This is a genomic window from Murimonas intestini (assembly GCF_024622195.1).
Classification (GTDB): domain Bacteria; phylum Bacillota; class Clostridia; order Lachnospirales; family Lachnospiraceae; genus Murimonas; species Murimonas intestini.
Genome location: NZ_JANKBI010000001.1, coordinates 189,161 through 207,810 on the forward strand (window position 1 = coordinate 189,161; position 18,650 = coordinate 207,810).

Genomic DNA, 18,650 nt, shown 5'->3' on the forward strand with positions numbered 1-18,650 from the left:
GACACAAAATCTAACATCTACACCGCAAAATCTAATAAATGAACAGAAAAAAGAGAGGCTTTCATAAGTGAAAACCTCTCGGTGGCAGATGATGATACTGAATTTTACCTCTTGGGAACAGGCAGCAAAATCTTCATGGTAAATTTCCCATTTTTCTGCACTGTGGTGCAAATGCCGTTATACTTTTCGGCCGCCTTTTTCATATTGGAAATGCCTAAACCATGCAGGAACGTATCTGTCTTTGTTGTGCGGCTGCCGCTGTGGGGATCGTCTGTACAGTTGTTCTCTATCAAGATAGACACAAAATCCTGCACCTTGCGCGCCTTGACAAGTATCACCCGTTCATCCTCAGCCAACCCTTCACTCGCTTCAATCGCATTATCTATCCCGTTACCGAAAAAGGTACTGATATCAAGCGGCTCAATAAAATCTATATTACTGAAATCAAGGCTTGCTGAAAAATCAATACACTTTTCACGGGCTTTTTCCGCCTTGTCCCTGATGATGATATCAAGGAAATCATTGCCGGTATGGATATAATCCTCGTAGCCGGCAATTTGTGAACGCAGCTGCTGCACCATCTTACAGGCAGCTTCTGTCCCATGACTGCCCTCAAGCACAAGCAGGTGATTTTTCATATCATGATAGATAGAACGGATACATTCCTCGTTTTTTGCTTTATCCCGGTAATAGGCATACTGCTGCTGTAGCTGTGCGATCTGCAGCTTGTCTTTCTGTTCCTGCTCTCGGAGGAACGATACATTTCGAGAATACAGAAACTGTATGATAAAGAATACCCCCAGAAAAGATGTAACCAAATCCAAAGCCAAGGTATCAAAGGATCCTAAGTCCAGAAAACTGTATGTACTGGCGAACGATATGCAGAACACCAAAAGGAAACTGACGAATAATATGGCAGTATCTTTTAGCTGAATTTCGCATTTGAAATTCTTTAGCAGCCGATAAGTTACTGTCAAAAACAGCAGCTTTATCAATATTAAAAAAATATATACCTGCCATTTAATAATGGATGTTCCATCTATTTGCATCATCACATCACCGTGATAAACAAAATTCATAATAGACAATCCCACAGACTCAGAAAGCGGTATCTGCACTAGAAATGTTAACTCCATAACAATCAGTGCACGCTGGAAAGGCTCTTTATAAAATAGCAAAATCAGCCCTACCATCAAAGACAATAAAATGAACATACGATATGCCCCTATGTCTGTAAAAAATGTTAAAATGATAACTACGATTGCATAAATAACAGGTGGTACAACCCGGCTGACTGCCTTTTGAAAGCGGCAGGTATGACAGAAACATAAAGTGATCACATAAAAAATAACCGCTTCCACTATTGTTGCGGTGACATCCAACAAATAATAAAGCCACATCACAGCATATCCCCCCAGTAATCCGCCAGTCGCTGCATAAAATCTTTCCGTTTCGGCTGGCTGATAGGAACATGCTGGCCTGTGGTCAAAACCACCTCCAGATTTTCCACACTTTTCACATACGCCATATTCACGATATAACTTACATGACAACGGACAAACTGCTGCTGCGCTTCTAAAAGCGAAGCGATTTCTTTCATGCTCTTGTAAATAACCTGTTCTCCGCTCTCAAAGTGAAGAAGTACATTGCGCTTGGCGGTTTCGGCATAACGCAGATCTTTATACAGCACTTTGAATTTTCCGTTATCGTTTGAAAAGCTGATATATAATTCCTCTCCCACTTGATAGCGTGAGAAAAAGCGGTCAAGCTCCATTTTAAGCCTGCCGTATTTGATCGGTTTAAGCAGATAATTTAATGCTCCATATTCATAGCCCTTCCACACATACCTGGATAGAGATGTCAGGAAAAATAAGCCTACCGTACTATCAGTCTTTCGGATCTCCTCAGCAGTTTTCAAACCGTTCAGCCTCTCCATCTTTATATCCATAAAGATCAGGTCAAAGTCTGGCTGATAATTTTCAATCAGTTCCATTCCATCATGAAATTCAAAGAAACAGAACGTCGTTTCCGTTTCGTCTGCATATCTTTTTAAATTATTCTTTAACTCAACGATAAGAGCTTGCTCATCATCGCAGATTGCTATCTTAAACACATCCGTAATCTCCTCGTTAATATAGAACGTCAAATCTGTGTAGTCCGTATGCTCAAAGCCACAATTTTATTATATAAAAAGTCGTATCAGAAATCAAGATTATGGAAATGGTAAATCATTTCTTCCGTGTCAAGCAACCTCCAACGATTGCGCCACTCATAGCAAGCGGTGCTATTCCAACGAACAGCCATTCAAATATATGAAACACTTTCTGTTAGAGCAGATAATTGTTATCCCGATTTGCAACAAAAAAATCTATCAGTTTGTATGTTGCATATCCCCCAACAACCAATGGCTCATTATCACAAATTTTCTTTGCTTCCTCACGGTTTTCTACTTTCAAGATATACATACCTGCCACCCCTGGATAACCTTTAAAAACTCCGCAGATTTCCAGCTTATTTTCATCATCTAATTTTCTTATGTTTGCAACATGTTCTTCAACCACTTTCTTTGTGATTCTATTATAGGTCTTACTTTTCTCAATCATCATCATGTACATTGATTTTTCCATTTTCCAATTTCCTCCGAAACTTTTGATTTGTCGAATAATCTTTCAGGCCGCAGGAAGCCTTATTTTCCGGTTCAGGCTGTACCACAATTCGTATGCCGTCAGGGCAGAGGGCAATCCTGCCTGCCAAGTCCACCACAATCATTTTACCAAAGCCCTGCGGCGGCAGCCGAATTCCCCAATCATGTAGTCTATGCTGTAGAACCTTATTCCAATTGTTCATTAATAGTACAATGTTTTTAATGGGGGACACTTCTTTGACAATGACAATGCCTTTTTAGGACAATGGCGAATTCATCTATAACAATGTATGCACTTTTCATTATCAAACAATGGGTATCCTTTGTCATCCTTGTAGATACATTGCGCAGGACAATTCATAATGCATTTTCCACATAAAATCGCTGACATCGTTCTCCACTTTTTTGTCTAATCGTTTCTCATGGCATGACCATATATTCATGGTAGGTGCAATTAGAACGCCATCAGTAGCAGCACAGCGATAATTCTTACTTAAAATCGTAATGATGTTTTTCTTCTCACACTGTTTAGCAAATATCCGTAAAGTATTTGCTGAATATAATCCACAGGTTGTAAAAAGAAAAGTTGGAATAGATTTTTTTAGTTGCTTTATCTGTTCGATAAAAGTAAGTATTGGTTGTGCAGGGGAAGCATGAATGGTGGGGAAACCTATCACCAAACTATCATAATTATCTATGGTTATATCCGTTGTTAATTTTTCAATAGAAGCAAGGGTAACTTCATGCAAACCATGCAGTAAATCAAATATTTTTTCGGCAACCATTTTAGTGTTAACTACACCAGAATAATATAGTATCAATATGTTCACAGCCCTCACCTCGTTCACAAAATATAAATTTTATTTGCCTATAACGTACAAATTTTAATTGATAGCTTTGTGTCGAATGGCAAAGATAATGTCAATCGTCGGTTGCTTTCCCGTGCTTCTTTCTGTGTGATACTCATATTCCAAATTCAATGCTTCAAAGGAACTTGTAGGCAACCATTTCGTATAGAAATATTGTTTTGCCTCTCCAATAGAAACACCCCACAAAAAGCCCATTTTAGGCTTTACTGTGATTTTGGCGTACTCGCTGGCCGGGAGGACATAGCTTTCTAAATCGCCTTTGTCAATCACACTGCCAATAAATAATTCAAAATCGCGGCTTTGCTCATTGTAATTTCTGGACAGGACAAAATAGGGTAGCACCTTTCCCTCTGGCATGGAAACCACGGCATGATACTGTTTGGAAAGAACCTTAATATCTTTGGAAATAGTTCTGTCATTTGACTTTTGCCACAATCCGTATACTGTTTGTTGTTCGATATATTCTATGTTCACTTCTAAACTTGACATTATCATTTTTCCTCCGAATTCTAATTTCCTCCACTACAGACTGGAAGTTTACTCAGACTTATCTTTAATTGGATCTCCATTTTCATCAATTTTTCCCTCAAGCCATGCCATAATACCATACATAGAAGTTTTTTCTTTTTATAATGCCCTATTCCCCAACCATATTTATTCCCATAGGGGAAAACCACTTTCTGCTCTGTATGAAAAGCAGTTCTTAACCACTCGTTTATTATGGTAAAGCGTTCTGCGATTTCTGCACGTTTCAGAAATAATATGTTTTACTTCCTCCTGCTTCAAAGCCCAATTACCAAACGCCTGACAAAAAGTATGCCAAAGGTAATTGGCTGGGTCTTTTTGAGCCTTTTCAACTTGTCCGCATACGATTTCACGAAACAAGCCCTCCATAGGTTCCGCCTTATATAAGCATAGTAGTTCCTCTTCAAGCTCTCTAATGTTATTCGTCCATAATTCAAGCTGCTCTGGGGTAAGTGCAATAATATTAAGTCGCTTTGTTTCGATTCTCATTATTCTATCCCTTCAATGAAATTAAGAGTTATCAAAATATGTAGTCTATCCTTTCAGATTTTGCAGAGCATCTGGATTATTTGAGATGATCATTCCAAGCGTTTCACACTTTTCCATATTCGGGCAGTCACCACATGTGGCCACACCTTTTTTCAATGCGCACTGACGAATATCGCAAAAACTATCGCAGTATACAGTTTTTGCCCCATCAGTACGACACCCCTCACAGTTGATATGTTCAGGCAGAATGGGTGCATTATTTAACTCAGCCCAGAGTTTTGCAGTTTTCTCACGCAACTCCTGGTCATCATTGATCGTTGCAATATATGCGTCACATTTTTCGCAGTTCAATCCACAGTATGCAATCTTATCCTTCATAGTTATGTACCTCCAACAATTTAATTTTTTAAACTAAGCTTTCTTCTACAGTTTGTATGATAGGATTAATTATACAGCATATCAAAATATAAGTATACCACTAAAGGGGGTATATCCAGTTGTTCATCATTTAGCATAGATCATCAGGTATCCTTCCATAGACAACGTATTGCAGATATACTTCCCTTTGTATTTAGGGTATAACTCTTTTCTGGTATAAAAAAAAGCAGTCACTCATATAGACTAACTGCTTTTGGCATTGAACATGAAATAAGTATTGGCCGTATGATCACCGAGGCGTTTACAATTTCATATCCTCTGCCTTAATTGAAATATTCCCGCGTTCTGTGGTTTCCCAGAATGGTATAGGATGAAAACCGCAAAGCCCTGCTATCACACTGGCGGGAAACATTTCGATAGCATTATTGTATTTAAATGCCGTATCGTTATAGAACTGTCTGGACAAAGCAATTTTATTCTCCGTTTCCGTTAGTTCTCGCTGGAGCTGCATAAAATTATTGTTTGCTTTCAAGTCCGGATATGCTTCCCCCAGGGCTAAAAACTGATGGAGTGCTGCCGACAGCTTTTGATTGGCAGCCGCTATCTTCTCAAAATCCGTGGCCCCTATGGCGCTTGCGCGGGCATTTACCACAGCTTCCAGGGTGGTCCTCTCGAAATCAGCATAGCCTTTGACTGTCTCCAACAGATTTGGAATTAAATTACTTGATTATCTCGAAAAGCCCTTGATTTACGGGCATTTTCAAAGGATTGTAGGCTGATTTTACTACCAATTTACTACTTGCGGAGCGAGCTTTGATATGCCGCCGAAATCCTTTTGAAGATAGACCCCATACCGCCGTTTGGAAATGGAGTGGCACATCAGCAATCAAATAGAGAAGTACGACACGCCACCAGACAGGCGGCGTTACCTATTCCCACACGGAAAAACAGGAACGCTGCTTTTTTTATGCCCTCATGTCGCGCAGTAGGGGCAAAGGAAGCCCTGTATCATGGGGCTTTGCGGGCGCGGTTCTGACCGAGCAAGGGAAATATACCTAATCCCTCAAAAACGACTTTCTACCGCGTGACACCCCCACAGCAAATGGCTTGTTGTCGCAAATGCTGTCCTTGCCGGAGGACTGGGACTATACCCTTGCGGAACTGTCCTACATCAACCGGGAAAGTATCGACGCTATCCGCACCGCCATATAGGAGCTTGAAAAAGCCGGGTATATCACAAGGCGGCAGGGACGCGACGACAAAGGCAAAATGACCGCTATCGAGTATACCATTTACGAGCAGCCGCAGCCCTCGCCGGAATTGGATTGTCTGATATTGGAAAATCCAACGCAATTAAATAAAGAGATACAAAGAACTGACTTACCCAAAACAGATTTATCTATTATGGGTTTACCAAGTACCTATTCCATTCCTATCCTTTCCCCTACCCCCTCACTTTTGGGCGCGGCAGAGCCGCAGGAACGGAAGCGTCCCAACAGAGCGCAATAGAGATATACCGGGAAATCATCAAGGACAGTATCAAGTATGACTTTCTCTTGCAGGACAGCAGTATTGACAGCGACTGTCTGAATGAGATTGTGGAAATCATGTTTGAAACGGTATGCACCGCACGAAAGACAGCCCTGTCTCGTTACCTTGTCTTTTTCATGGGCAGGGACGAAGACATGCTGAAGGCGAACCGGGAAAAGGTGAAGAACAAAGACAGGGGACGCAAATTAAGTGTGGCTACCACTTCCTATGCTTGCTACGAAACTTTCTTCTCACTACCTACAACAATGGAAACTTGCACTTTTCCAATCCTACGAAATCGAGTAGGAGGGAGTGACTAGCTCCCGTCCTCTCACAGCACCGTGCGTACCGTTCGGTACACGGCGCTTTCAATAGTTGACGTGCACTGACTGATAGGCTGTGGCTAAATCATAAAAACCACTGCTTATCAGTCTTTCTTTTGTTAGTGCTCTGTTGACCGCACCCATTCCCGATACATACCAGTGTTTCTTTCGGCTATTCGCCGCCTGATGTGCAAAGTATTCGGGTATTCCAAGTTTCATTAGATTTCTTTTCTTGGTTTTCGGTTTCTTCCATTGTTTCCATATACACATGCGTATTCTATGATATAGCCATGAGTTTAAATCATCTATCCGATTCTTCATATCCGCAATTCCATAATAATTCAGCCAGCCTCGCATAAAGACTTTTATCTTTTCCAATGCGGGACGAATACTCTGAACAGACCTTCGGGCACTAAGTCCTTTCAGCTTTGACTTCATCTTCTTCCATGACTTCCCATGAACTCGGATATAAATACCCTTTCCGTTCTTTCCCAATGTAAAGCCAAGAAACTTAAAATTTCGGATTGCAAATATACTGACTACACGGCTTTTCTCTTGGTTCACTTTTAGTTTTAGGGGCCCTTCGAGATATTTCGTGCTTGTTTCAAGCAATCGTTTTGCAGCTCTGTCACTCTTTGCCAACAGAACGATATCATCCGCATACCGGACAAACTTCACGCCGCGTTTCTCATACTCCTGGTCAAACTCATTCAGATAGATATTCGCCAGTAAGGGTGAGATATTTCCTCCCTGTGGCGAACCTTCTTCCGTTTCCATGACTACACCGTTCTCCATAACACCTCTTTTCAGATACCTCTTTATCCACTGTATCACTCTTTCATCCTTTACGTTTTTGCGTAAAAGATTTAATAACTTTTCATGATTCAAGGTATCGAAATATTTGGATAAATCTAAGGACACCGCATGGGTGTACCCCTGTTCTGCGTGCTCCTTTATCCGTTTCATGGCATCTTTTGCGCATCTTCCTGGACGGTAGCCGTAACTGTTGTCCGAGAACAACGGCTCATATATTGGCGTGAGCTGCTGCGTTATGGCTTGTTGGAATATACGGTCTTTGACTGTTGGAATACCAAGCTTTCGTACTCCACCGTCTGGTTTTGGAATTTCAACTCTTCTTACCGCGTCTGGGGTATATTTCCCTTTATAGATTCTTGCAATAATAGTCTGTTGATTTTCCTTGAGATATGCACCTATTTCCTCGACTGTAATTCCGTCGATTCCCGGTGCTCCCTTGTTTGCCTTCACTCTTTTATAAGCTCTGTTTAGATTGTCTTTGTACAGTATCTTCTCCAAGAGTTCCGGCTGTGCACTGTTTCTTTCTTTCCATATCGAATGAAATGACCGATGCGCTTTCGCATACCCTTCATGTTCCGCACTATCTCTTTGCAAACAGCCATTATCTTTCATGTTTTCTGCATTCACTGGTCATTCTCTCCTTTCTCGGTCATACTTGAAACTCCTATTGATTCGGTCCTTCACCTCTCGGCTACTATGACCTCGGCTGACTTCTGTATGTTCAGCACCGCCTCGTTTCCTTGTACGGTGGTTATTCCTTTCGGAGCATTTCATACAGACCTCCCCGGGTACCACACGTTTCTTTCTCTCCATCCATCTGCCACATTTACCATACATGATTCCGTGTAGTTATTGGGCTTCGGCTTGTCTTGTAGTCTTACCCTCATGCATAGCCTGATGTGATTTCTGTTCGTCAGACCAGAGATTTGCCCATGGGTTAGTATGTTCCCCACATCCGGCTTCCTTCAGATTCCACCTCACGATGGACACCCTTGCCTTCGGCTATATCCTTCCCACTACCGGGCGGATTCCGGACTTGCACCGGTTAGAAACGTGCGCCGCCGGGCGCACAAGAAAAACGCTGCAATCTTAAAAAGATTACAACGTTTCCTAATACCTGTTCTGTTTTGTAGAGGACATGGTTATTTGTCCTCACTTTCGACTTCCTTAACCTCTTTTGCCGTGGTGTTTACTATCCGCTGTTCTTAATAGACGCAATATAGCGGGGCGCAATGTTCAGCTCGTCTGCTAATTTATTTCTTGAATATCCCCGCGCCTTTCGTGCTGCCTACATTTTACTTTTCATTCTATTCGTTTGGATATGAGTGTACATTTCATAGTATGGATAGTAATAGAGTATATTATCAAAACAGTCAACACACACAATCTTGTGAATTTCAGATATACGAAGTATAATGGCTGTAGGAGGGAAACAAAATGGAATTTTTAACAGCCAATGAAATGTCACAAATATGGAATGTTTCAAGCCGCATGGTGGCTTACTACTGCAAGGCAGGAAAAATTGCAGGGGCAATGAAAAAGGGCAAAACATGGCTAATACCCGCACACGCTGAAAAACCTGTGGACAATCGGTTTTCTACAAACAAAGTTATAGTTGGTGATAACCCCGAATTGCAGGGGGAACTACATAAAATTAACCGCATGGATTCAGAGAACAATGCTGTTTATCGTGCCAATGATATTTATAAAAACCTCGGACTTACGAGGGAAACACTGCGCTATTACGAGGAAATCGGGCTGATAGAGCCACAAAGAAACAAAAACAGCCAATACCGCGAATTTACCTTTGAGGACGTTTCCTGCTTAATGTCCATTGATTTTTACAAGAAGCGCGGTTTTACGCCGCTTGAAATAAAAGAACTTATGGAATCCGGGGAGCGTGACGGTATCACCTCGTTAAGTAGAAAAATAAGCGAGGTAGAAAATAATATCCACATACAACAGCGTATTCTAAAACGTCTTGCCGAAACAAAGGTATTTTGTGAGTATGCTGCCCTTTCGTCTAAATTATTCACGGTGAAAGAGCTGCCGCTGTATTTGGCGCTTGAAACTTTTGATGCAGTATCGTCCCTTAATGATTACAAGGACAGAGTGCTTGCGTTCATAGATTTGCAGGAGGACGATATTTTATCAAGTCTTGTTCGTGCAGTTACCTTTGACCAAACCGGGTATAAAGGGACAAAGATGTGCCTTGTAAGGCGTGCTGCAAAAAAAGTGCAGGCTGGAGAAAAAACATATCTTGAAAGTGGTAAATGTCTGCATACTGTATTGGAAGCGGACAGTCACGATGATTCCGTTATGGAAAAAATGTTTTTTGCCGCCTATGGCTGGGCAGAAGAACATAAAGAAACTTTCAAAGGTGTTGTCTATATCTTCATTCGTTTTGTTGAGCTTTCAGGGCATACAGAGCACAATTTTTACGAGGTGTTTATCCCTTTGAAATAAAGAAAAAATCCCCTATTGACTTGGGGGTTACCCCCACCCTTAAACTTATTGGTAAAGGGAGGTGGCTATGATGAATAACACAAAAAAGTATGGCAAGGATTATACGCTTGTGGTTGTCGGTCAGATAGTATCGCTATTTGGCAATGCAATCCTGCGTTTTTCCTTGCCATTATATTTATTAAGAAAAACAGGTTCGCCAACTTTGTTTGGCATTGTGACAGCCTGTTCTTTTTTGCCCATGATTGTGTTGTCACTTTTGTGCGGGGTACTGGCTGACCGTGTGAACAAACGAAATATTATGGTCTGTTTAGATTTTCTGACGGCGGGTGTCATTACGGTATTTTCATGGCTCTTAGGAATACATTATCATCGGCGCAAGTATGATATCCTTGGTGATTGCCGTGCGCTCAAAAAAGATACTTATTAAATTAGGAGGAAGAAACCATTATGACGAATACAGCAGTAGAAATTCGTAATTTGACAAAGGTATTTGAAGGCAAGGAGGTTTTGCGGGGCTGTAATCTAACTGTGCAAAGCGGCACGATTTACGGACTTCTTGGTGCAAACGGCGCAGGCAAGACCACCATGTTTAAGTTAATCACAGGCTTGCTATCCCCGACCGCCGGAAACATAAAAGTGCAGGGGGAAACATTGTCGATTAACAAAAAAGACTTCCTGGGAAAAATGGGGATTTTGATTGAAACGCCCGTCTTTTATGACCATTTATCCGCAAGAGAGAACTTGGAAATTCATTTAAGTTACATGGAACACAGCTTTGGGAAAATCGAGCAAGTATTAGAAATGGTGGGGCTTGGCGATACAGGAAAGCAGCCTGTTTCTAAATTTTCTCTTGGAATGAAACAACGGCTTGCTATCGGACGGGCAATCAGCCACTCTCCCCAGATTTTGATTTTAGACGAGCCAATCAACGGGCTTGACCCTATGGGAATCCGGCAAATAAGAAATTTGTTCTTATCTCTGGCAAAAGACGGCATGACACTACTTATTTCAAGCCATGTTCTGAGCGAGGTTGAGCATATTGCGGATGTGGTTGGCGTTCTTACAAACGGAAACGTTGTGCAAGAGGTGGCTATATCCGAAATCAAGAAACAATACCCGAACGGCTTGGAGGAATATTTCTTTCAGATTATGAGCGGAGGTGCAGGAGCATGAACATACTAAAATTAGAGCTAAAAAAGACAAACATAAAGCCTTATTTTTTTTCTGCTATTGCCATATTCGTGTGCATTATGGGGCTGACATACATACTTGCATGGGTACCCCATTTGGATTCAGGAGACAAAAATGCAGCTATCCTATTCTCCACCTATCAAGGAATCGCGGCAATCTGTAATGCGGTTGCTTTGATATCTTTTTCGATATTGGCTTCTGCTATGGGTTATCGCTATTTGACAAAAGAATATTGTGGCGTGGGTGCAATCCTCTTATTCAGCTATCCCATAAATCGCAAATCTGTTGTATGGGCAAAAGCGGCGGTAATTTTGCTTTTCATCAGCACCACAATGTTCTTAACTGAATATGGCGGCTTTCTGATTTTTATCGGGACAGATTCAGTTCTCCAAATGGTAAATGATACCCTGGTACTGGGCGATTTTATGTTAGCGTTTAGAAACGCTTTGGTATTGGTGTGCCTTGCGGACGGTATAGCGTTATGCGCGATCAGAATCGGCTTCATCAAAAAGTCAAATTCTGTAACCATTATTTCCGCTGTTATACTAAGTATGCTTTTGATAAATCCTGTAGCGGCAATCAATGAGCAGTTTCTACCAGTTTTATTTCTCTCAACAGCGGCTCTGATTGGAGGTATTCTGCTCACCCTTAATGTCTCCCACAAAGTAAACCGCATGGAAATATAGTGGCAAAGGAGAGCTTATTATGAGTCAAAGAAAATTTATCTCAAAGAAGAATTGAGTATGATGTGGCGTTATTTGTTTTATACCTTTGCAATCGCATGGGGAACAGAACTTTAGCTAATTGCGTTGTATCGTTTCAATCTGTTAAGTGAAAACATTACTCTTTTTCTCTATTTTACAGTAATCGGCTTTGGGGCGGGGGCTTAGAGGAAATCGGTTGGCGGGGTGTTTTTCAGCCTTTGCTTGAAAAACGGTTTTCGTTTTTAGCAGCTGCACTCATCGAGGGGGTAATTTGGGGTGTTTGGCATTTACCATTGTGGTTCATACCAAACTCTACACAGGGAGATATGAACTTTATTGCCTTTACCCTGTATTGCACTACTTTGGGAATGACCCTTGCGGCTGCCTATCGGCTGACAAAGTGCATTTGGGTAACAATCTTAATCCATGCTTGGAGTAACACCGTTTTAGGTGGAATGTATACACTCACTTCCTTGAACAATTCTCCAAGCGTAAAAACACTTGTTGTCTATGCTTTGCAGATAGCAGCGATTATGCTGATATTGTTAATTGAGAAAAAACGCCGAAAGTGTTTGCTAAGGTAAATCCACACATATATATTTATTTTAACTATATAATTTCATTAAACTAATATACATCTGCCTAAATAAAACAGTTTATCAATAACGGGAATCCACAGCCTGCAGATCCATCTCCTGCTTTTCGGGACTGCCGGGTACATCATGATCAGCACCGGCAATCCCGTACAAGCTTTATTTCAACTGATATAAACGGCCGTTTTGAATTGCTTTTATGTTCTTTGCAATTCTTTCCTCCGAATAACGCTTTCTGATGGATTTTGCAGGAATACCTCCTACAATGGTATATGGTGATACGTCCTTTGTCACTACAGCGCGGGCACCGATAATTGCCCCGCATCCGATCGAGCAGAATCTGCCAATCATCAAACGGTCATGGTTTATGGGATAATGATACAGAACATTATTTTTCTCAAAATCTGTTGGGTCATTGACAAAATCATTGTACATTGTATAATCGCCTACCTGAATGCTCGGGTCAGTAATTGCATTTTTTAAGTAAATCGTCTGTTTATCCCCTGTTCTGGGATATAATTTCTTTGAATCCGCCATTTTAATAGTCCTCCTCTATATTATTAAAGCCATAATAGTATTCCAGCATTTCACGGGAATAATCCACGACTCTGCCGGCAGGTAAGATCAGCACCCGGTTGATGCCAATCTGCTCAACGAACCACGGGTTATGACTGACAACCATAATGGTACCTTCAAAAAGATCAAAGTTTTTGCCAATGATACTCTGTGTTTCAGGGTCCAAGTGATTCGTGGGCTCGTCAAGAAGCAGAAAGTTTGCCTTTTGCAGCAAAATCCTGCATAGTGCAATGCGGGCTTTTTCACCGGGAGACAGAACCTCTACTTTTTTATTGATATCATCTTCATAAAAAAGAAAATTGCTTAAAACAGATCGCAACTCCTTAACGGCATATCCTTCTGTCTGTACATTCTCAAAAACAGTTTTTTGCAGATCAAGTTGTTCCAGTTCCTGGGCATAATAAGCCACATCCGTTTTCGGATGAAACCGGACTTCCCCCGCATCAGGGGTAAGAATACCCATGACCAGCTTGAGCAGTGTGGATTTTCCCACACCGTTTTTGCCAACCACCAAAAAACGCTCTTTTCTTTTTATTTGAAACGACAAATCTTTGTAGAGATACGGCTGATCCGGATAACAAAATGACAGGTTTTTCACCTGTAATGGGATATCCCCGCTCTCCCGCACAGGGTGGATATCCATTTTAACACGCTTATAAACCCGTTCACGGCTGTGCTGCCTGCTCCGTTTTTTCTCCAGACGCAGCTCCCGTTCCTGTCCCATGCGTTTGATCGCATGATTGGTACGGCTTGCCTGGTTTGCCCGCCGTACAAAATCTTCCAGTTCCCTGATTTCTTTTTCCTCCTGAGCAATGATCCGTTCACGCAGACGCCGTTCCTCCGCATATTTCTTTTTGTAAGTTTTATAATCGCCGTCATAGATGGATATTTTATGCGTCACTTTATTGATGAACAGTATCTTATTTATGATCTCATCAAGAAAGGTCACATCATGGCTGATGATCAATACCAGCCCCTTATAATTTTTGAGAAAATCCGTCACAAACTCTTTTGAAGCTGCATCTAAATGATTTGTGGGTTCATCTAAAAGCAGGATTTCAGATTTTGAGTACAGAACACGCGCGAAAGCTATCTTTGATTTCTGCCCGCCGGACAGCCGGCTAAGCGGCGTTTCCAACAGATCAATGTCAATCTGCATACGGTCTATCATATCAAGCAGAATACTTTCCGCATTATAATAGTCGAAAAACTCTAAACGGGTCTGGATCTTCTCCATTCGTGTAAGCAATATCCCCTGCTCCGAAACATCCGCCTGTTCCAACTTCTGATAAATCCGGTCCAGCTCTGTCTCCAGCCTGCCAATGGGACGTCCCTCCTGCAGGTACTCAAGCACCGTACAGGATTCATCCTCCACCGCAATTTCCTGGGGCAGATAACCAATTCGTGCATTGTGCGTGTTAATACTTCCGCTGTCTAATTCCTGCTCCCGCAGTAGAACACGGAACAATGTGGTTTTCCCGGAGCCATTGACACCAACAATACCTACTTTATCATGATCATTCACTTGAAATTCTGCGTCCTCATAGATTACTTCCAAACCAAAGGCGAGATTCATATTACTGCCATTCATAGTCATAACCAAACCTTTCCATTTTAATTTTTATTTTATTATTTTTTATGGTATTCTGTATTGCCGATCAGTTTTTTTGTCTCCCAGGATTTACTCCTAAAGTAGACAATACCTGCCAGAGCAGGCAAAACGGGAGACAACGCCTGACCAATATATACACCTATAGCCCCATCTGCATGGTAAACGCCAGTAGCCAACAGACCGGCAGTCTCACGATCACGGCATCCCAAAAAGCATTACACATGGCAATATTCGCAGAGCCTGCGCCGATCGCAAAAGAATCCAGCGTGTACATTACTGCATAAACCAGACTGTTGATACTACAGCAGATACAAAGATACATGACTCCTTCTGTGATCACCTCTGTACCGGCAGGGTCAAAAAGCATAATAATGGCTTCTGCAAAAATTTGGACCAATACAACTGTAAGAAACGTGGCAAAAGTATTTATCAATAATCCGTACCGCGTGGTTTTCTTTACTCTTTCCGTATCATGTGCTCCCATATTTTGCCCCGCCATAGCAGTTACCGCCTGCCCGATGGCCCAGCACGGCATACCTGCAAAGGTATTTACCTTTAGTCCAATACCAGAAGCTGCCGCCACCGAAACACCAAAGGTATTCAGCACTCCCGTGATCAGCAGATATGAGATATTGACGATCACCATTTGAAGAGCTGTTGGTAAACCCACCTTCAAAATAATGATCAGCTTCTCTTTTTGAACGGCAAAACTTCTCAGCTTAAAATCAAATATAAATTTTTTTTGTTTCAAATGTATAACAGAGACAACTAAGGATATCCCCTGTGAAAAAACAGTTGCATAAGCTGCCCCCTTTGTCCCCATACCCATAGGACCAACAAATAAAAAATCAAAAAAAACATTTATCACTGCAGCTATGGTCACAAAGTACAGCGGACTTTTGGAATCTCCAAAACCCTTCATGAGCGAACACACCGCATTATAGCCAAAAACAAATATCGTTCCCACACAGATGACCTGCATATAAGCACAGGCATCTTCCATCGCCTCCGCAGGCACCTGGAGAAGGGAAAAAAGAGGGGAATATACCAGTAATCCTGCGATTGTAACAATGATGGAGACAATAAAAGACAGGCTGAATAAGGTTCCAATGGTCTCTTTTTGTCCCTGCTCATCATTTGCCCCTTTGTATTGAGCGGCCAAAACAGTCCTGCCCCACAACCAGCATATCCACCATACTATAAAGCGACTGCAGTATGTTTGCGCCCAATAGAGGTACTGCAAATCGTATCAGTTTCTTGGGAACACTCCCCACCGTCAAATCCTGTTCTATATTTTCCATTTTAATAGTCCTTTCAAAAAATAAAAGCAGAGGCAGCCATACCCAACGGCGTGGCCCTCTGCTTTTTCCATGCTACAATAAAGACATAGCGGAACTTAACAACAAAAGGCCGCAGACAAAACATTGTCCACGGCCAAATATCCAATCATCTGAGTTGTTCAAAAGGTAACACAAATAAGGCTCTTAAATCAGAATCCTCTGATCTATACAGCCCTACCTCTCAAATAAATCTGTTTATCTGATTGGGCTCCACACAATGTCCTGTCTTATATGATTGTGCAGAGCTGGATCCAATGCAGAACTTCCCAAACAACAGCATTGTGTTCACCCCTTTTCCTCTTTTTCATAACTTAATTATAAAAGAAATAAAACTTACTTGTCAAGTGTCTTACAAGAAGTCTTTCATTTCTAAATTAAATGCCTCACTGTTCATTCTGTAAACAGCAGCTTAAATCCTCTCATCTATATCGTAATAACATATTTTAAACACATTTACTTTTCAATAGAGATAAATGGCGGAAACGTATCTGGGCTGGCGGTGCAATTTTAGAAATCCATTGAACCGACCGGTCAAGAAATTCATGCTTTCGGGTTGCCGCATCCTCCTGCGGATTGAGATGTGCCGCCAGCATCCCTTTGGATATATGTGTGTCATTCCAGAACTCTCCAGTGCTAGAAGCATATATTTGCGGCTTTGTAAAAAAACCGCTTAATTGTCGAATCATAATATTCTCCTCCTGGTCTAAGTCAAACCACTTGTGCTATTTGGCTAAGACGCGTCCATGTGGTGTGTCTTTTACCAGAAAACCACTAACTACGCCTTCTCCGCCAAAGATGTACTTGATTGCTTACTTTAATTCGGTTTTTCCGTATCAACATATGGACAAAATGTCCAGAAGTAGCCAAACATTATTCTTCGGGTGAATTTTCTAATGCTATATCACGAAGAATATCAATAAACTTTTCCGGTTCTTCCATGTTAGGCGAATGAGCGGAATTTGCAAATGAAAAAAATTCTTTTTTAGGAGCCTCGATAACCTCTAAATATTTTTCTGCCAGGACTTGAGATACCATGTAATCATAATCACCTTGTATAATATAAAACGGAACTTCAAATTTTGTAGACGATATGAAAAGATTATCCTCTAATACGGTTGGAAACAGATGTACCATTGAAAAATCAGCACCAAGAAACCAGTTTACTTTTTCAATCAATGTATATCCCTTAAATACAGAGAGTGATTTAGGTATGTCAGTAGAGGAAAGTCCTTGATGTAAATGCCCAATTCCGTATTTATTGAGCATATTTGTCCTGCCTTTCACAAGGTAATCAAGCTGTGGAAAACCGTCAGCATACGGATCATACTTTCCTAGCTGTTTCATCACCTCCTGGTCGTTTATTTCTTGTGCATGGTTTAACATAAATTCATATGCCAGTCGTTCCGATTCCACCTGATTTGTCACTTGACCAATACCAATATACGCAAGATAATTTTCGGGATATTTTTCTATGGTTTTAACACCAAGGTACGATCCCCAGGAGTGACCAATCAGGTATATTTTATTTTGTCCAAAGCGAGATTTAACGTACTCAGTTACTGCGCGTGTATCTTCCACCATTTGCGATACCGTCATCGTTGACGGATCAGTTGATTTATTGTATGTCATTCCCGAACCGCGCTGATCCCAGTAGCAAACCGTAAAATACTTTTCCAGGCGCTCCTCTTTTTCCAAATATGTGATGAATTGTAGCATTGGTGTACCGGGGCCGCCATGAAGATACAGTATTATTGGATTTTGGATATTCTCTCCTCGAATAAACATCCCCTGCTTAATCCCATTGACTTCAATCCATACTTTTTCGGAGATAGAATCTGAAATCAGATTTCCTTGTGTATCTTCTAACGGTGGGAGTTTACCTGGGCTATTGATAAAAATAATCAAAAAACCCATAAAAATAATGCCAATAACTAAATATACCATGATGACTATCTTCCTCCTTTTGTGAGGTGCCTTTTCGGTGTGCTCTTTTATTCTCCCATTTTTATACCTCCAAAAAGCCAATCACAGCCTTTGATAAACATGATGATGGAGCGGATTGGTTTTTTAGAGAAAATACACCCTTTCAATATTACTTAAGACATACTATAAAACCAGAATTTAACGTTCGCTCATATATTGTTTTATTTCACCAGAAGTTAATTTTCGTACTTCTGCATGTGGATATTCTTTATACTCTCCAACAGCAAACACAGGTGTCATTTGTTTGCATTTCTTATCTTTATTCTTTTTCAAAAATAGATGTAAATCCTCATTCCCTGCGAATATTTTATAAGCTACTCTTCCTTTACTGTTCTCTATCTCATAAATACCACATGATTTTTTCGTTGTATAGTCGGCTGTTCGTAAATAAAGTTTTGCAATTTCCAATGACTTAAAAGGAAAATTCCACCTCTGCAATCCTCTGTTTGGGTCGTGTTCAATACAAATGCAGCGCCCACAAGTTCCACAAATATATTGAGTATGGTTTTCTAAGCAATCCAAAGGATTTAGCAATGGCGTAATTCTATTTTCATCAGAGTAACATTCTTCACACATTTTTCTTTTAGCTCCTTATCAACTTTCGATTTTTC

Annotated in this window: 19 protein-coding genes and 5 pseudogenes; 6 read left to right on the forward strand and 18 right to left on the reverse strand. The window is 41.1% G+C overall.

All coding sequences use genetic code 11. The annotated features are described in order from the left end of the window. Positions 1 to 104: 104 nt before the first annotated feature. The 10 genes from NSB28_RS00925 to NSB28_RS00965 form a co-directional block, all read right to left on the reverse strand. Positions 105 to 830 carry an ATP-binding protein gene (locus tag NSB28_RS00925; RefSeq protein WP_257497364.1) on the reverse strand — a complete coding sequence of 242 codons (726 nt, stop codon included), beginning with the start codon at positions 828 to 830 and terminating at the stop codon, positions 105 to 107. Positions 831 to 1,399: 569 nt separating this feature from the next. Continuing rightward, a complete protein-coding gene (locus tag NSB28_RS00930) occupies positions 1,400 to 2,113 on the reverse strand; it encodes a LytR/AlgR family response regulator transcription factor (RefSeq protein ID WP_109624624.1) in 714 nt (237 codons plus the stop codon). A 214-nt stretch (positions 2,114 to 2,327) separates the two neighbouring features. After that, complete coding sequence (locus NSB28_RS00935; RefSeq protein WP_109624623.1) at positions 2,328 to 2,627, reverse strand: YciI family protein; 300 nt, start codon at positions 2,625 to 2,627, stop codon at positions 2,328 to 2,330. Beyond that, positions 2,596 to 2,769, reverse strand: a complete 174-nt coding sequence (locus NSB28_RS00940) for a hypothetical protein (RefSeq protein ID WP_257497365.1) — start codon at positions 2,767 to 2,769, stop codon at positions 2,596 to 2,598. The genes NSB28_RS00935 and NSB28_RS00940 overlap by 32 nt, the downstream gene beginning before the upstream one ends. 201 nt (positions 2,770 to 2,970) lie before the next feature. Beyond that, positions 2,971 to 3,474 (reverse strand): flavodoxin family protein, encoded by a 504-nt coding sequence (locus NSB28_RS00945; protein WP_257497366.1) that lies wholly within the window; start codon positions 3,472 to 3,474, stop codon positions 2,971 to 2,973. 54 nt (positions 3,475 to 3,528) lie between these two features. Continuing rightward, positions 3,529 to 4,002, reverse strand: coding sequence for a GyrI-like domain-containing protein (locus NSB28_RS00950; protein WP_109624826.1), 474 nt, complete (start codon positions 4,000 to 4,002; stop codon positions 3,529 to 3,531). 20 nt (positions 4,003 to 4,022) lie between these two features. Further along, entirely contained in the window at positions 4,023 to 4,190 is a 168-nt protein-coding gene (locus tag NSB28_RS24925; protein ID WP_334304783.1) for a hypothetical protein, read from the reverse strand. Continuing rightward, complete coding sequence (locus tag NSB28_RS00955) at positions 4,168 to 4,527, reverse strand: hypothetical protein (RefSeq protein WP_257497367.1); 360 nt, start codon at positions 4,525 to 4,527, stop codon at positions 4,168 to 4,170. The genes NSB28_RS24925 and NSB28_RS00955 overlap by 23 nt, the downstream gene beginning before the upstream one ends. Positions 4,528 to 4,572: 45 nt before the next feature. After that, positions 4,573 to 4,905 (reverse strand): DUF3795 domain-containing protein, encoded by a 333-nt coding sequence (locus NSB28_RS00960; protein ID WP_109624621.1) that lies wholly within the window; start codon positions 4,903 to 4,905, stop codon positions 4,573 to 4,575. 301 nt (positions 4,906 to 5,206) lie between these two features. Next, positions 5,207 to 5,620: a LemA family protein gene (locus NSB28_RS00965; protein ID WP_109624620.1), complete on the reverse strand. Its 414-nt coding sequence runs from the start codon at positions 5,618 to 5,620 to the stop codon at positions 5,207 to 5,209. Positions 5,621 to 6,003: 383 nt separating this feature from the next. On the opposite strand from NSB28_RS00965, the pseudogene NSB28_RS00970 reads away from it, so the two are divergent. Beyond that, positions 6,004 to 6,542, forward strand: a pseudogene (locus tag NSB28_RS00970) (DUF6017 domain-containing protein); the annotation flags it as partial. A gap of 261 nt (positions 6,543 to 6,803) precedes the next feature. Here the strand turns inward: NSB28_RS00970 and ltrA are convergent. Both ltrA and NSB28_RS24930 read right to left on the reverse strand, forming a co-directional pair. Beyond that, positions 6,804 to 8,186 (reverse strand): group II intron reverse transcriptase/maturase, encoded by a 1,383-nt coding sequence (gene ltrA, locus NSB28_RS00975; RefSeq protein ID WP_109624825.1) that lies wholly within the window; start codon positions 8,184 to 8,186, stop codon positions 6,804 to 6,806. Between the two features lie 580 nt (positions 8,187 to 8,766). Continuing rightward, a pseudogene (locus NSB28_RS24930) lies at positions 8,767 to 8,850 on the reverse strand (transcriptional regulator); the annotation flags it as partial. 161 nt (positions 8,851 to 9,011) lie between these two features. Between NSB28_RS24930 and NSB28_RS00985 the strand changes: the two are divergent. The 5 genes and pseudogenes from NSB28_RS00985 to NSB28_RS25050 all read left to right on the forward strand — a co-directional run bounded on the left by NSB28_RS00985 (position 9,012) and on the right by NSB28_RS25050 (position 12,519). Continuing rightward, on the forward strand, positions 9,012 to 10,040 hold the full coding sequence (locus NSB28_RS00985; protein WP_109624618.1) for a MerR family transcriptional regulator: 1,029 nt from the start codon (positions 9,012 to 9,014) through the stop codon (positions 10,038 to 10,040). 67 nt (positions 10,041 to 10,107) lie between these two features. Continuing rightward, positions 10,108 to 10,398: pseudogene (locus NSB28_RS00990) on the forward strand (MFS transporter); the annotation flags it as partial. A gap of 89 nt (positions 10,399 to 10,487) precedes the next feature. Further along, positions 10,488 to 11,213, forward strand: coding sequence for an ABC transporter ATP-binding protein (locus tag NSB28_RS00995; protein ID WP_257497368.1), 726 nt, complete (start codon positions 10,488 to 10,490; stop codon positions 11,211 to 11,213). Further along, positions 11,210 to 11,917 (forward strand): hypothetical protein, encoded by a 708-nt coding sequence (locus NSB28_RS01000; protein WP_109624616.1) that lies wholly within the window; start codon positions 11,210 to 11,212, stop codon positions 11,915 to 11,917. The genes NSB28_RS00995 and NSB28_RS01000 overlap by 4 nt, the downstream gene beginning before the upstream one ends. A gap of 236 nt (positions 11,918 to 12,153) precedes the next feature. Further along, positions 12,154 to 12,519, forward strand: a complete 366-nt coding sequence (locus NSB28_RS25050) for a CPBP family intramembrane glutamic endopeptidase (protein ID WP_392391491.1) — start codon at positions 12,154 to 12,156, stop codon at positions 12,517 to 12,519. A 216-nt stretch (positions 12,520 to 12,735) separates the two neighbouring features. On the opposite strand, the pseudogene NSB28_RS24935 reads toward NSB28_RS25050, so the two are convergent. From NSB28_RS24935 to NSB28_RS01035, 6 genes and pseudogenes are all read right to left on the reverse strand, one after another. Next, a pseudogene (locus NSB28_RS24935) lies at positions 12,736 to 12,858 on the reverse strand (acetyltransferase); the annotation flags it as partial. A 208-nt stretch (positions 12,859 to 13,066) separates the two neighbouring features. Then, positions 13,067 to 14,695 (reverse strand): ribosomal protection-like ABC-F family protein, encoded by a 1,629-nt coding sequence (abc-f, locus tag NSB28_RS01015; protein WP_109624824.1) that lies wholly within the window; start codon positions 14,693 to 14,695, stop codon positions 13,067 to 13,069. Positions 14,696 to 14,733: 38 nt separating this feature from the next. Then, a pseudogene (locus NSB28_RS01020) lies at positions 14,734 to 16,017 on the reverse strand (MATE family efflux transporter). Positions 16,018 to 16,499: 482 nt separating this feature from the next. After that, positions 16,500 to 16,742, reverse strand: coding sequence for a hypothetical protein (locus tag NSB28_RS01025; RefSeq protein ID WP_257497369.1), 243 nt, complete (start codon positions 16,740 to 16,742; stop codon positions 16,500 to 16,502). Positions 16,743 to 16,926: 184 nt separating this feature from the next. After that, positions 16,927 to 18,000 (reverse strand): alpha/beta fold hydrolase, encoded by a 1,074-nt coding sequence (locus NSB28_RS01030; protein WP_257497370.1) that lies wholly within the window; start codon positions 17,998 to 18,000, stop codon positions 16,927 to 16,929. A 177-nt stretch (positions 18,001 to 18,177) separates the two neighbouring features. Then, positions 18,178 to 18,615 carry a hypothetical protein gene (locus tag NSB28_RS01035; protein WP_109624614.1) on the reverse strand — a complete coding sequence of 146 codons (438 nt, stop codon included), beginning with the start codon at positions 18,613 to 18,615 and terminating at the stop codon, positions 18,178 to 18,180. Positions 18,616 to 18,650 lie beyond the last annotated feature (35 nt).